We start from the raw sequence: 13,079 nt of genomic DNA on the forward strand, positions 1-13,079 counted from the left end.
CTGGCCGCGTCCGCACCGACACCATCGACAAAGCCGGGTCGGTCACCCTGCGCCACAACGGGAAACTCCACCACATCGGCATCGGCCGCATCCACACCGGAACCCGCGTCCTGATCATCGCCGAAGGCCTCGACATCCGCGTCCTCGACGCCGCCACCGGCGAACTCCTCCGCGAACTCACCCTCGACCCCGCCCGCGACTACCAACCCACCGGCCGACCCAAAGGACCCACCAGACCTGCATAGCAAAACAGGCCGAACCTTTGCAGGTTCGACCTGTTTCCGATCTCTTGAGAGATCACACTGTCGGGTTGACAGGATTTGAACCTGCGACCCCCTCGTCCCGAACGAGGTGCGCTACCAAGCTGCGCCACAACCCGATGTTCTATTTTGGCGCACGCGGGGCGTGCGTGTCGATTGGAAATGCTACCCGAGGGCGGGACCACCCGTTGAGCGGGGTGGGGGCGCTCCGGGCTCGGTCACATCCGGGCCCGGAGCGCGGGCGTTAGAAGGCCTTCGGGACGAACGTCAGGAGGCTGGCCTCCGGGGCGCACGCGAAGCGGACGGGCGCGTACGGGCTCGTGCCCAGTCCGGCCGAGACGTGCAGCCAGGTGTCCTCCCACGGGTGGAGGCCCTTCACGCGCTGGCGGTCGATGCCGCAGTTGGTGACGAGCGCCCCGTAGCCGGGCACGCAGACCTGGCCGCCGTGGGTGTGCCCGGCGGCGATGAAGTCGTAGCCGTCGCGCGCGAACTCGTCGAGCACGCGCGGCTCGGGCGAGTGGGTGAGGCCGATCGACAGGTCGGCGCTCGCCGGGACGGGCCCGGAGACGAGCTCGTAGTCGTCGAGGTCGAAGTGCGGGTCGTCGACGCCGGCGAAGTGCACGTTGAGGCCGGAGACGAGCTGTTCGGCCGCGGCGTTGTTCAGGTCGAGCCAGCCGCCGTCGACGAGGACCTTGCGCAGCTCCTCGGTGGGCAGCGGCGCCCCGTACTTGTGCTCATGGTTCGGGTTGAAGTACTGCAGCGGGTTCTTGAACACCGGCGCGTAGTAGTCGTTGGAGCCGAACACGAACGCGCCCGGCGCGCGGAACAGCGGCCGGAGCGTCTTGGCGACCAGGTCGATCGCGTCCGGATGGGCGAGGTTGTCGCCGGTGAGCAGCACCAGGTCCGGGTCGAGCGCGGCCAGGGACGCGACCCAGTGCGCCTTGCGCACTTGGCCGGGTGTCATGTGCAGGTCGGAGATGTGCAGGACCCGGATCGGCTCGGCGCCTTCGGGCAGTGCGGGCACCGCGAAATGGCGGAGCGTGTACTGGACGCGTTCATAGAGCGACGCGTAGGCGAGCGCCAGCGCCCCGGCGCCGACCCCGATCCCGGCTGCTGCGGCTAGTCCACGGCTGATCTTCATACCCCAACGGTAGATTGTCGAGATATGAGTGAGCTAAAGACCCAGTTGGAAACCGATATGCGAGCCGCCCTCAAGGCGCAGGACAAGGTGACGCTGGGCACCCTGCGGATGGTGCTCACGGCGATCAAGAACGAGGAGGTCGCGGGGAAGACCCCGCGCGAGCTCGATGACGCCGAGGTCGTGAAGGTCCTGGTCAAGCAGGCCAAGCAGCGCCGGGAGGCGGCCGAGGGGTTCCGTGCGGGCGGGCGCGAGGAGTCGGCGGAGGCGGAGCTGGCGGAGGAGGCCGTGATCAAGCGGTACCTGCCGGAAGCGCTCACTGAGGCCGAAGTCACGCAGCTGGTGCGGGACGCGATCGCCGAGGGCGGTTTCACCGGCCCGAAGGACATGGGCAAGGTCATGAAGGCGATCGGGCCGAAGATCGCGGGTCGGGCGGACGGCAAGGTCGTGTCGGGGATCGTGAAGGCGGAGCTCGCGAAATAGGCTCGCGTTCGCGACTACCATCCACATCCCCCACCCACCCAGAGGGGCACTGTAGGTCCCAGCATTGGGCGGGGGTCCGACAAGAACCGGCCCCCGCGCGGGCTCACCGGCGGTGTCGTTGCGCACAGCTATCGTTGAGGGTCGGGCCCGCAACGCACTTATACCTTGAGGAATCCATGTCCAGCCACATCGCGGCCGAGGCCGCGCGCCGCCGCACCTTCGCGGTGATCTCGCACCCCGACGCCGGCAAGTCGACGATCACTGAGGCCCTGGCCCTGTACGGCCGGGCGATCTCGTCGGCCGGCGCCGTCCACGGCAAGGGCGACCGCAAGGGCGTGGTCTCCGACTGGATGTCGATGGAGCAGGACCGCGGCATCTCGATCACCTCGGCGGCGCTGCAGTTCGAGTACCGCGGCTGCGTCGTGAACCTCCTCGACACCCCCGGCCACGCCGACTTCTCCGAGGACACCTACCGGGTCCTCACCGCCGTCGACGCGGCCGTGATGCTCCTCGACGCCGCGAAGGGCCTCGAGCCGCAGACCCTGAAGCTGTTCGAGGTGTGCCGGGCCCGGCGCATCCCGGTGATCACGTTCATCAACAAGTGGGACCGCCCGGCGAAGGACGCCCTCGAGCTCATCGAGGAGATCGAGACGCGCATCGGCATCAAGCCGACGCCCGTCACCTGGCCGGTGGGCGTGGGCGGCGAGTTCCGCGGCGTCATCGAGCGCGTCGGGTTCGGCGAGGAGGCGGCGGGACGCCGCGCCGCGGGGCCGCAGGTGCCGGGCATGGTCCGCTACGAGCGCTCGCCGGGCGGGCAGCAGCTCGCCACCGCGGAGTTCCTCGACGAGGCCGCCGCGATGGCCCAGTTCGGCCCCGATTACGAACGCGCGCAAGAAGAATCAGAGCTCCTGTCGGAGGTCGAGGCGGATTTCGACCCGAAGACGTTCGAGGCCGGGCAGACCACTCCGACCCTGTTCGGCGCGGCCCTCGTCCACTTCGGTGTCGGGCAGCTCCTCGACCTGCTCGTGGACATCGCGCCGTCGCCGTTCTCCCGCGAGGACGCCAAAGGCCAGCCGCGTGACCTGGAGGAGGGCTTCTCCGGGTTCGTGTTCAAGTCGCAGGCGAACATGAACGCCTCGCACCGCGACCAGCTCGCGTTCATCCGCGTCTGCTCGGGCCGGTTCGAGCGCGGCATGCAGGTCACGCAGGCGCAGGGCAAGCGCACCATGTCCACCAAGTACGCCCAGACCCTGTTCGGCTCGGCCCGCGACACCGTCGACGAGGCCTGGCCGGGCGACATCGTGGGCCTGGTCAACGCCACCGGCCTCTCGGTGGGCGACACGATCTACGCGGGCAAGGCCGTCGAGTACCCGCCGCTGCCGGCGTTCGCGCCCGAGCACTTCGGGGCGCTGCAGATGCACGACACGTCGAAGGCCAAGCGGTTCCGGCGCGGCATCGCGCAGCTCGACGCCGAGGGCGTGGTGCAGGTCCTCTACTCCGAGCGCCGCGGCGAGGCCACGCCCGTCCTGGCCGCCGTAGGTCCCCTCCAGTTCGAGGTCACGGTCGCGCGCCTGCAGGCGGAGTTCGACGTCCCGGCGACGATCGACCACCTGCCGTTCCAGCTCGCGCGCCTCACCGACGCCGAAGGCGCGCAGCGCCTGCGCACCGCCCCCGGCGTCGAGGTGTTCACCCGTCCGAGGGACGGCGCGTTCCTGGTGGCGCTCCCGAACAAGTACCGCATCCAGACGATCGTGAACGACTACCCCGGGCTCGTCCTCGAACCGCTCCTCGCCGGGGGCCAGGGCTGATGGCGCGCCTGCTGACCTCGGGCGACATCCGCTCCCTGTCGCGCGGTCTGCAGATCACGCCGACGAAGAAGTGGGGCCAGAACTTCGTCGTCGACGCCAACACGGTGCGCCGCATCGCGAACGTCGCCAAGCTCGACGCCGACGACGTCGTCATGGAGGTCGGCCCCGGGCTCGGCTCGCTCACTCTGGCGCTCATCGAGATCGCCCGCCGCGTGATCGCCGTCGAGATCGACCCGAAGCTCGCCCTCGCCCTCCCGACCACGGTGGCGCACCGCGCGCCCGAGGAGCACGAGCGGCTCACCGTCGTGGAGACCGACGCCGCCCGCATCAAGGCCGAGCAGATGCCCGAGCCGCCCACCGCACTCGTCGCGAACCTGCCGTACAACGTGGCCGTGCCCGTGGTCCTGCACGCCCTGGAGACCTTCCCGAGCCTCCAGAAGGGCCTCGTCATGGTCCAGGCCGAGGTCGGCGACCGGCTCACCGCCGGGCCCGGCTCCAAGATCTACGGCGCGCCCAGCATCAAGATGGCCTGGTACGCGAAGGCCCGCCGCGCCGGGTCGGTCTCGCCCAACGTGTTCTGGCCGGTCCCCAACGTCGCGAGCGGCCTCGTCGCGTTCGAGCGCATCGAGAGCCCCGAGGCCAACCGGGTCGAGGTCTTCGGCGCCGTGGACGCCGCGTTCAACCAGCGGCGCAAGATGCTGCGCCAGTCCCTCAAGGCCTGGGCGGGCGCCGACGTGGACGCCGTGCTCGAACGGGCGGGGATCGAACCCACCAGGCGGGGTGAATCGTTGGACATAGCGGAGTTCATCGCCCTCGCCGACGCCAAGGAGGCTCTAGGCGAGACCGCACCGTCTCAGGAGGCCTCATGACCGGACAGACCGCGCCCGCCCAGCCTGGCGCTTCGATCAGCGTCGACGTGCCCGCCAAGATCAACCCGCATCTCGGCGTCGGCGACGCCCGCGCGGACGGCTACCACGCTCTCTCCACTGTGTACCAGGCGATCAGCCTGCACGACACCGTGACCGCCGAGCGGCGCGGCGAGCCCGGCATCGAGATCACCATCTCCGGCGAGGGCGCGGGCACCCTGCCCACCGGCGAGGCCAACCTCGCCCACAAGGCCGCCAAGCTCATCGCCCTGTACGCGGGGATCGAACCCGACGTCAAGCTGCATTTGAACAAGCGCATCCCCGTCGCCGGCGGTCTCGCGGGCGGTTCCGCCGACGCCGCGGGGGCGCTCATCGCCTGCGCGCGCCTGTGGGAGGTCGAGATCGGCGACGCCGAACTCGAGCGCCTCGCCGCTGGCCTCGGTTCCGACGTGCCGTTCTGCCTCAAGGGCGGCACCGCGATCGGCAGCGGGCGCGGCGAGGAGCTGACCCCGGTGGACGCCAAGGGCACCTGGCACTGGGTCGTCGCCACCACGGACACCCAGATCTCGACCCCCGAGTGCTACAAGGAGGTCGACCGCCTCCGCGAGGACGGCATCGGCCGCTACTCCTCCGATGTGGCCCCCCTCGTGCGGGCCTTCGAGGACGGCGCGAGCGCGGACGACCTCGCTCGCCTGCTCATCAACGACATGGAGGCCGCCGCCGTGAGCCTCCGCCCGCAGCTCGCCTCGCTCATGCACGGCGGGCTCGAGGAGGGCGCGCTCGCCGCGCACGTCTCCGGCTCCGGCCCGACGGTCCTCTTCCTCGCCACCGACGTGAAGCACGCGGTCGCCCTGGCGCGGCGCATCCGGATGCGCGGCGGCGCGAAGAGCGTCCACTTGGCGCACGGCCCGGTGAACGGCCCGGCCGCCTGACCTAAGCACTCCGGCAGCCCCGGGCTAGCGCGGTCCGTCCGCGTCGGCCCGAGGCCGCCGGAGTTCACTCGCGGGCTGACGCGGGACGACAGGTTCGCTGCCGTCCCGCGTGACAGTCCACAAGAATCGGAAGCCCCGCGAGGTCTCCACCGATACCCGCCGGGCAAGGCCTGGTCGTGCAGCAGGCTGCGCACGAGCGCCCCGTTCAGAGCGACGTCACCGCCGAACACCGACCGCTCGAAGTCGACCGCGGCATTGAAATTCCCCGGGATGAAGCTCGCTCCCCGCGGCCATGCCGTTTCGCGGAACCCGGTGCGGTTCTTGAATACCGAGCGCCCGATGCTGGCGGTGCCGGCCGTACTCGGGTGTCTTGAGCCGTACCTGCAGGATCTCCTGCGCGACGTTCCGGACCTCGCGCTCTGGAGGCGCCCGCACCCTCGATTAGCCGACAGGCGCTGTCACCTCGACGGCGGTGGCGGCGAGGACCGGGGGTTCAATGGGGCAGGGAGGCGGCGATGGCGGCAAGGAGGCGGAGCTTCTCGTGGCTCTCACTGCCGGGGACGGCGGTGTACACCAGCAGCGAGTGCGCGTGACCCGGATCGACGAGGTGCTGGCAGTGCAGTTCGAGAGCGCCGACCTCAGGGTGAACGAAATGCTTGACCTGGTCGGGCCGGACGCCGACCTCATGATCGGCCCACAGGCGCCGGAACTCCTCGCTGCGGTCGAGCAGCAGGTCGGCGAGATGGGCGGCGCGGGAGTCGGGGCCGCGCAGCGCCAGGACCTCGCGCAGCCCCGAGGCGTACATGCGGCTGAGGAACGCGTGCCCATCCGGAGCGTAGAGCCGCCGCGAGGCGGGGTCGGTGAACCACCGGTAGCCGAGGCTGCGCTCAGGCCCGGTGAACGCCGTCGTCACCCCGGTGAGCGCGACGCCGAGCCGGGACTGCTTCAGGGTCTCCCCGAGTTCGGTCACGATCTCGGCGGGCGTGTCATCGAGCCGGTCGAGGACGCGCAGGAGCCCGGGGCTGACGTGCTCGCCGACCACGCCGCTTGCCGGCGGCTGGTGCCCGGCGAGACGGAACAGGTGGTCGCGCTCGAGGTGTGACAAGTGCAGGCCCTGGGCGATCGACGCGAGCATCTGCTCCGAGGGCTGCGGCCCGCGCTGCCGCTCGAGCCGGGCGTAGTAGTCGACCGACATGTGGCACAGCGCGGCGACCTCCTCGCGCCGCAGACCGCTGGTCCTGCGGCGGACGCCCCGCGGCAGGCCCACGTCCTCCGGTTGCAGCGCCTCGCGGCGCGACCGGAGGAACTCGGCGAGGCCGATGCGGTCGATCACGGCGTGCCCCCTTCTTGAGGACTCCATGTATACCGCCGCCGAACGTACGCAGCCACGACTTGCCGATCCCCCCTTAACGCGCGCGGCGCGGCGACGGCCGACCCCGCCTGCGAGAGGCGGCTCCCGCAGCCGCGGATCGGGAAGTCCTGGATAGACGCCGCCGCGTCGACGAAGGTGGTGGCAGCAGGCGTCATCAGAACGAGCACGGAGGAGCGCCATGGCACGTCAGGCAATCGACATCGTCGTCCCGGATCTGTCGGGAAAGCGCGCGCTGGTCACCGGCGCCAGCGACGGCATGGGACTGGGCATGGCCGCCCGGCTCGCCGCGGCCGGCGCGGAAGTAGTCATGCCGGTGCGCAATCAGCGCAAGGGCGAGAACGCGATCGCAGCGATTCGCCGCGTCACGTCGAACGCACAGGTCTCGCTGCGCAGCCTCGACCTGTCCTCGCTCGAGTCGGTCGCGGCCCTCGGCGAGGCCCTGCGCGCGGAGGGCCGCCCGATCCATTTCCTCATCAACAACGCCGGCGTAATGCAGCCGCCGGACCGGCAGACCACCGCGGACGGATTCGAGCTGCAGTTCGGCACGAACCACCTCGGGCACTTCGCGCTCGTCGCCCACCTGCTGCCGCTCCTGCGGGCGGGCCGCGCCCGCGTGACCTCGCAGGTCAGCATCGCCGCGAGGAGCGGGGCGGTGAACTGGGAGGACCTGAACTGGGAAAGGGGCTACGACGGCATGCGCGCCTATCGTCAGTCCAAGATCGCGTTCGGCCTGTTCGGACTGGAACTGGACCGGCGCAGCAAGGCCGAGGGATGGGGCATCACCAGCAACCTGTCACATCCCGGCGTCGCCCCGACCAGCCTCCTGGCCGCCCGGCCCGAACTCGGCCGCAGCACGGACACCCCGCAGGTCCGCATGATCCGCTGGCTCTCCGCCCACGGCATCCTCCTCGGCACGGTCGAGACCGCGAAACTGCCCGCGCTCATGGCCGCCACCGATCCCGCCGCCAAGCGCGGCACTCTTCACGGCCCCAAGGGCGCCGGCGGCCTCGGCGGTCCGCCCGCCGAGCAACGGCTGTTCCCTCCCTTGCGCAGCATCGAAGCGGCCGCGCGCATCTGGGAGGTCTCCGAGCAGCTCACCAAGACCGAGATCCCCAGTGGACGGGTAACATGATGCCGGGTGTCCGAAGAGGTCAGACGAGCAGTTCGCCGCTCGGCACGTAATGCCTCGGCAGGGCGTGGAACCCGTCCCGGTCCGTCTCGGACTCCCGACCGCCTGCGCAACATCGGCCGGTCCCCTAGGGTTCGCCGAACTGTGGAGAACTGGCAGATGACCACCCCTCCCGAGGTCGGACCGGACCACCGGCCGAGCCCAAGAGGCGATATCGGACCGGTATCGACCGGTACCGGTCAACACCCATCTGTTTGCGGCGCTTCAGGGTGGGCTCCGACCGCTGCGATACCTCATCAGCGGGAATGAGGGGCGATGGCTGCCGCCAGGATCGGTAGGGCTCCTTCTGGTTCCTCATCAATTGCCCTGGTGGACTTGGCGGCGTTGGTAGAGCCGAGGCGTAGTCCGTGCGGCGGGTCTCGGCCATTCCGGTCTCCCTGCGGCGGCCAGGGATGCGGAAGGTGGGCTTCGCGTGGGAAGGCCAGGCACGCGGCGGATCGGCGGTGTTGGTCGGCCAAGTAAACAGCTGGCCCCAACCCCGGAACTTGGAATCACCCTGCCACCCTGCGTCTCCGATGCGCGCCGCGGACCGTGATCTCGACAGCGGGGACGAAGCCGTTGGCTCAACCGCATCGTCGACATCTTTCGCGGACGCCATCATTTGCAGTCAATCGGTAGCATCAGGTGATGCGCGGCAGACCCACCTCTCTATGCCTTGCACTCTCTTGCGCGACGACGCTGCTCATCGCCTCCGCCTGCGCCGCCGACCGACCCGAGGGCACAATCCACCCCGCACCCGACGGTGAGGAAGCCGCCGAGGTCGCTTTGGAGGGTCCTCCGATCGCCTTCGCGCCGGTGCCGATCCTCCAGTCGCAGGCGAAAACTCAGTTCATCGACGGGTCGACCTATTACGGACTCGAATTCGAGAACGGCGCAGACGACTCACTGATCCGCCTCATTGGACTTTTTCACCGTATTCTCCGGGTACGGATTTGGCATCACCCCGAGCCACAGCGGAGTCACGACCCTGATCTACGAGGCCACAGAGCACTACGAATCTGATTGAGTACCAGGCCATTTCGCATGCAGTCAGTCGTGTCATGCGATCCCCCGAGGACAGGCCTTGGACGCAGCTGGTGTGTGCCTTCAGGATCGAAGCGCGGCGGCCGCTGATTGTCTTACTCGCCGAGATCGCTGAATCGATCGATCTGGCCGGACTAGCCATGGTGGGACGCAACAGGACCGCGAGTAGGGGATAATGGCCTCAGCGGCACTCCCGCACCCAGCGAGATCCACAACCGTCAGTTCTGCAGAGGGACAGCGCACTTGACACTAGAGCAGTACTGGGACAAGTCCGACGACGAGCTCTACGAGCTTCTCGGAGCGGCCCTTCAAGGGGAAGGGCTGGGCCTGGGACCGAGCGATCGACGGCGTCATCGCAAGTTCGGCAGGGAATGGTTCGAGAAACGGCACCGGGAGCTCCAGCGGCGAATCTGCCATGACCGCAGACTCCAAGGGTTCCTGGGCTCCAGCCGCTCGGACCGGCTCGTCGACGCGGCCGCAATTTACGAGGTCCTCCAACAGATCGGCGAGGATGTGGTCGCCATTCCCCTGCTGTCGGTGCTCATCGCCCGAGTCGGGTTGAGCGAGTTCTGCAAGAGCGCGCCGGAGTTGACGTGAGCGGTGAAACGGAGGCGGACCGCAGAGCCCGCTACTTGCGAGTGAATCGATACGACCAGGTTGCCGAATGGCTCGATACCATCGAGCGCTTCACCGCGGGTAATGAAAACGATCGGACCCGGGAGTACGCCCTCTCTCAAATGTCCTGGCTCGACCCCGTTGATCCGGCCGACCCTGCCCATCCCGACAACATGCTTGACACCATCGGCCGTCAACTGCTGGAATCCATGACGCGCTACGGGATCGACCCGGCCCCGTTCGCATCCCTCCGGATCATCGGCACCGCCCACACCGACGTGACCGCGCAGCTCAACCAGTACGGCGACGGCTCCGCACTGATCATGGTCAGCGATGCAGTCTTCGTAGCATTGAACATGTTCTGCCGATTCACCACCATCGGCATCGCACCCGCCGTTGTGCCTGAGGTCTTCAAGCGTCTGCGATACCTGCGCCGAGCTAGCAAGCGCGGGAGCGTCTTCGAAGATGAAGACATCATCTCCTGGATCCTGCGGTACTACCTCATCGGCCAGCGCCTTGAAGGTTCCGGCGGGCAGATCATCCTATTTCTGAACCCCCGGGAAGAGCAGATCTTCAACGCCTTGTATGCCAGCGCGATTCGGTTCGTCATCGCCCACGAGCTTGCTCATCGGGCACTAAGGCACTCGCCCGAGCGGGCTGGTTTCGGGCCGGGTGTCGAGGTGCCGGCCTGCTCACCCGACCAGCGACGTGAGCTGGAAGCGGACTGGCTCGCTCTGCGGGTGGTGCTGGATGATTGGCGGCGCCAAATCGCAGGCCCGGCGAACCTTGTTCAGGACATGGAGGTGTTTTCAGTTCTGGGAATCGTGTCCAGTCTGCTGACGCTGCATACCATCGAGAAGGCCGTGTTCGTTCGCAACGGGCACACGCATCCCTCGGCCGAAGTCCGCGGATCGCAGGTGCTGAAGATGGCTCATCCGTTCGCGGCGTCGATCGTGAGCCTGTTCCTTCCCAGCCTGCAGCGGATCGCCGACCGGGCCAGCACCTTCGACGAGATGGCGGCCCTCCTGGACTGGCCGAGGATCAAGGCCGGTCCATATGACATCGACCGGGATATGCCGAGAGACCACGTCGAATTCGCCCGCTATCTCGATGCCGCGCAGTGCATGCCGCGCAACGAGCTACTCGCCAGGCTCCAGCGTTCAGGCCCTGCAATTGCCAACGGATCGACGTGCCTGAGAGACGGCCGCCTCCGCGAAGGATTGCGGGCCTGGAATCTAGAAGAGGCCGATATCGAGGCCATTGTCGATCCTAGTCAGGCACTCACCTTCCACAGTCTCGTCGAGGCGGTCCGCGACGGTTGGAAGAGGTTGCCGCTAACCGACCCCCTCCGAGACGATGCTTCGATCGCCGCAGCGAGTCTCATCGTAGAAAACCTTCGCGCAGACAACTAGCACGACAGCCGTGATCTGCTGCGCTGCTTGTGTTGCTCGTGGCGCGGGAGCGGTCGTGCTTCAATTCCTCGGGGCCATGTTGATCAGCGCTTCCAGCCGCGTCTCGGCTCGGCCACGGCGATGACCGGGTGCTGGCCCTACAGTCTGAGCTGATGAAGCTCGACGACATGCCAACCTGATCGCTCTCGCAGGCAAGTCCGCCGCCTACCGATTGACACCGGGCCGGTGTCGTGTGTCATGCGGGGTTGTCCTGGTTCGGGTAACGTGGCGCGCGGCGACGGTTGCGCGGGGTTCTTCCAATGCTGCGCGATCCTGCTGCACCCCAACCCGAATGAAAGCGGCGGACCTCCATGGCGAGCATTGACGAAGTGATCTCCTCGCTGAGCGCGAACTCGAACGCGGTGACCGACCTGCAAGGTCAGATCCAGGGCGCGAAGGCCATGGCCGAGGAGACACTGAACCAGTTGCAGGAGATGGGTCTTCAGGGCAAGGCGATGGCGCTCGACGCGGTGAAGGATCAGCTGGAGGAATGCGACACCTTCGCAGCGGCCCTGCAGAACAAGTTGGGCGAGGCAATGACCTCGGCTGCGGCTGCGACGGGTCAGTAGGGACCGGTCGTGGGAAGTCTCAACGACCTGGCCGCCAAGATCGAGGTCGATCGCGCGGCAGCGGCGGAGGTCGCCGGGCCGATCAACTCGTCGAAGGGACAGGCGGAGCACACGATCGCCGCAATGATCGGCCTCGGGCTCGAAGGCAGCGCCGCGAGGATGCGGAAGGTTGTCGATGAGATCGAGGAGGCGGAGTCGCTTCGGGCTGCGCTTGAGGGGGCGTTGACGAAGGCGCATTTCATGGTCGTGTCGGCTATCCAGGGCAACATGGGACCGGGAGCCCCCGGGTCTGGTGCGGTCGTGCCGCTGACGCGGATCGATGCCGACGGCGCCCCGAAGGCCGGACTCGATGCCGTCCCAAGGCATCTTCGGGAGGATCCGGTCCCGACCGGCGAAGAGCTGACCGGAGTCGATCCCAGCCTGAGCCCCTTTCAGAAGGAGCACGAGGGCGCGAACGACGACACAGGCAAGCCGAAGCACCGACGCGTCGGCCGAAAGTATGTCCAGCAAGCCGGCGACCTTGCCGAAGGCGCCAAGCAGGCAGCCGGAACCCACACGCTCGAGGTCGAAGACGACTTCGATCCTTGGGGCGCCGAGGCGCAAGCTATCGTCGAAGTTCAGACCGGACAGCCGCCGACTTATGTCAGCCGAATCGATGCCGAAGCGATCAAGACCGGCGACCTGCTCAGCAACGCGCTCGTGATTACAGCGTTCGCGTTTGAGGCGGTCACCCGCAAATCTCGGAAGAAGGAAGATGGCTAACTACGACCTGTTCCAGAAGATCGCCAAGGCCCTGGCGCTCGGCGAAGGCGCAAACGCTCGTGAGTTTCTCGCGCAGATGGCCGATGCAGACCAGCGCGAGTACGTGGTTTACATTGCAGCGGCGTTCACCGAGCTCGCGGAGACCTACTTCCGCGACGATCACGGACTCGTGGCGATCAAGACGTTTGTGGATGAAATGGCCTACGCCTACCGAAGCGCCGAGCCTCCCTTTCGCCCGATGGCAATGGAGGTGCTGATCCGCGCGGTCTTCGATGATGACCAGTCGCTCGATGAAGTTACTGCGGACGAACAGCTTCGGTTCCACACCTTGGCCCTCCGCATGATGACCCACAAGTCGGCCGAGATCTACGCGCAGCTCGATCAGTACCTTGCCGAAGCGAAGTCGCTTGCGCTGGAGTGGCTGAGCGAGGTGTAACCACGCTCACGGCTTCGGGGGACAAGGCCAAAGGCCTTGTCCCCCAAGTCTTTTCAAAATTTCTCCAGACACTTTTGTCACGTAAGTTGACACGTAAGTTTTTGGAGGGTCATCATCGAGACAAGTACTCGCGCAATCGGAAGCGAGCCAAATTCTTACGTCTCGAACGGAGCTT

Annotated in this window: 12 protein-coding genes, 1 tRNA gene and 1 pseudogene; 11 read left to right on the forward strand and 3 right to left on the reverse strand. The window is 67.6% G+C overall.

Features of this window, described 5'->3' with window-relative positions:
• Positions 1–245: pseudogene (locus AB0K52_RS22515) on the forward strand (IS481 family transposase); the annotation flags it as partial.
• A 60-nt stretch (positions 246–305) separates the two neighbouring features.
• Here the strand turns inward: AB0K52_RS22515 and AB0K52_RS22520 are convergent.
• Together AB0K52_RS22520 and AB0K52_RS22525 are read right to left on the reverse strand one after the other, a co-directional pair.
• Positions 306–379, reverse strand: a tRNA-Pro gene (locus AB0K52_RS22520).
• A gap of 125 nt (positions 380–504) precedes the next feature.
• Positions 505–1,401 carry a metallophosphoesterase gene (locus AB0K52_RS22525; RefSeq protein WP_363535692.1) on the reverse strand — a complete coding sequence of 299 codons (897 nt, stop codon included), beginning with the start codon at positions 1,399–1,401 and terminating at the stop codon, positions 505–507.
• 24 nt (positions 1,402–1,425) lie between these two features.
• Here AB0K52_RS22525 and AB0K52_RS22530 point away from each other — a divergent pair, with 24 nt between their 5' ends.
• From AB0K52_RS22530 to AB0K52_RS22545, 4 genes are all read left to right on the forward strand, one after another.
• On the forward strand, positions 1,426–1,881 hold the full coding sequence (locus AB0K52_RS22530; RefSeq protein WP_363535695.1) for a GatB/YqeY domain-containing protein: 456 nt from the start codon (positions 1,426–1,428) through the stop codon (positions 1,879–1,881).
• 176 nt (positions 1,882–2,057) lie between these two features.
• On the forward strand, positions 2,058–3,689 hold the full coding sequence (locus AB0K52_RS22535; RefSeq protein ID WP_363535698.1) for a peptide chain release factor 3: 1,632 nt from the start codon (positions 2,058–2,060) through the stop codon (positions 3,687–3,689).
• Positions 3,689–4,558, forward strand: a complete 870-nt coding sequence (gene rsmA, locus AB0K52_RS22540; RefSeq protein ID WP_363535701.1) for a 16S rRNA (adenine(1518)-N(6)/adenine(1519)-N(6))-dimethyltransferase RsmA — start codon at positions 3,689–3,691, stop codon at positions 4,556–4,558. The genes AB0K52_RS22535 and rsmA overlap by 1 nt, the downstream gene beginning before the upstream one ends.
• Positions 4,555–5,487: a 4-(cytidine 5'-diphospho)-2-C-methyl-D-erythritol kinase gene (locus AB0K52_RS22545; RefSeq protein ID WP_363535703.1), complete on the forward strand. Its 933-nt coding sequence runs from the start codon at positions 4,555–4,557 to the stop codon at positions 5,485–5,487. Before rsmA ends, AB0K52_RS22545 begins: the two co-directional genes overlap by 4 nt.
• 493 nt (positions 5,488–5,980) lie before the next feature.
• Here the strand turns inward: AB0K52_RS22545 and AB0K52_RS22550 are convergent, their stop codons facing one another.
• The gene (locus tag AB0K52_RS22550; RefSeq protein ID WP_363535706.1) at positions 5,981–6,820 is read right to left on the reverse strand and encodes a helix-turn-helix transcriptional regulator; all 840 of its coding nucleotides are present in this window, start codon (positions 6,818–6,820) and stop codon (positions 5,981–5,983) included.
• 217 nt (positions 6,821–7,037) lie between these two features.
• On the opposite strand from AB0K52_RS22550, the gene AB0K52_RS22555 reads away from it, so the two are divergent.
• The 6 genes from AB0K52_RS22555 to AB0K52_RS22580 all read left to right on the forward strand — a co-directional run bounded on the left by AB0K52_RS22555 (position 7,038) and on the right by AB0K52_RS22580 (position 12,904).
• A complete protein-coding gene (locus tag AB0K52_RS22555) occupies positions 7,038–7,991 on the forward strand; it encodes an SDR family oxidoreductase (protein WP_363535709.1) in 954 nt (317 codons plus the stop codon).
• A 1,323-nt stretch (positions 7,992–9,314) separates the two neighbouring features.
• Positions 9,315–9,668 (forward strand): hypothetical protein, encoded by a 354-nt coding sequence (locus tag AB0K52_RS22560; RefSeq protein ID WP_363535712.1) that lies wholly within the window; start codon positions 9,315–9,317, stop codon positions 9,666–9,668.
• Positions 9,665–11,098: a hypothetical protein gene (locus AB0K52_RS22565; protein ID WP_363535715.1), complete on the forward strand. Its 1,434-nt coding sequence runs from the start codon at positions 9,665–9,667 to the stop codon at positions 11,096–11,098. Before AB0K52_RS22560 ends, AB0K52_RS22565 begins: the two co-directional genes overlap by 4 nt.
• A gap of 350 nt (positions 11,099–11,448) precedes the next feature.
• Entirely contained in the window at positions 11,449–11,706 is a 258-nt protein-coding gene (locus AB0K52_RS22570) for a hypothetical protein (RefSeq protein WP_363535718.1), read from the forward strand.
• A 9-nt stretch (positions 11,707–11,715) separates the two neighbouring features.
• Positions 11,716–12,468: a hypothetical protein gene (locus AB0K52_RS22575; protein ID WP_363535721.1), complete on the forward strand. Its 753-nt coding sequence runs from the start codon at positions 11,716–11,718 to the stop codon at positions 12,466–12,468.
• Positions 12,461–12,904 (forward strand): hypothetical protein, encoded by a 444-nt coding sequence (locus AB0K52_RS22580; RefSeq protein ID WP_363535722.1) that lies wholly within the window; start codon positions 12,461–12,463, stop codon positions 12,902–12,904. The genes AB0K52_RS22575 and AB0K52_RS22580 overlap by 8 nt, the downstream gene beginning before the upstream one ends.
• Positions 12,905–13,079: the final 175 nt, after the last annotated feature.

Origin of the sequence: Glycomyces sp. NPDC049804 (assembly GCF_040674615.1) — a bacterium.
Classification (GTDB): Bacteria; Actinomycetota; Actinomycetes; order Mycobacteriales; family Micromonosporaceae; genus Glycomyces; species Glycomyces niveus.

Coding starts and splice junctions, on each gene's coding strand:
- AB0K52_RS22525 (WP_363535692.1), bottom strand. CDS start 1,401: ATGAAGATCAGCCGTGGACTAGCCGCAGCAGCCGGGATCGGGGTCGGC.
- AB0K52_RS22530 (WP_363535695.1), top strand. CDS start 1,426: ATGAGTGAGCTAAAGACCCAGTTGGAAACCGATATGCGAGCCGCCCTC.
- AB0K52_RS22535 (WP_363535698.1), top strand. CDS start 2,058: ATGTCCAGCCACATCGCGGCCGAGGCCGCGCGCCGCCGCACCTTCGCG.
- rsmA (WP_363535701.1), top strand. CDS start 3,689: ATGGCGCGCCTGCTGACCTCGGGCGACATCCGCTCCCTGTCGCGCGGT.
- AB0K52_RS22545 (WP_363535703.1), top strand. CDS start 4,555: ATGACCGGACAGACCGCGCCCGCCCAGCCTGGCGCTTCGATCAGCGTC.
- AB0K52_RS22555 (WP_363535709.1), top strand. CDS start 7,038: ATGGCACGTCAGGCAATCGACATCGTCGTCCCGGATCTGTCGGGAAAG.
- AB0K52_RS22570 (WP_363535718.1), top strand. CDS start 11,449: ATGGCGAGCATTGACGAAGTGATCTCCTCGCTGAGCGCGAACTCGAAC.
- AB0K52_RS22580 (WP_363535722.1), top strand. CDS start 12,461: ATGGCTAACTACGACCTGTTCCAGAAGATCGCCAAGGCCCTGGCGCTC.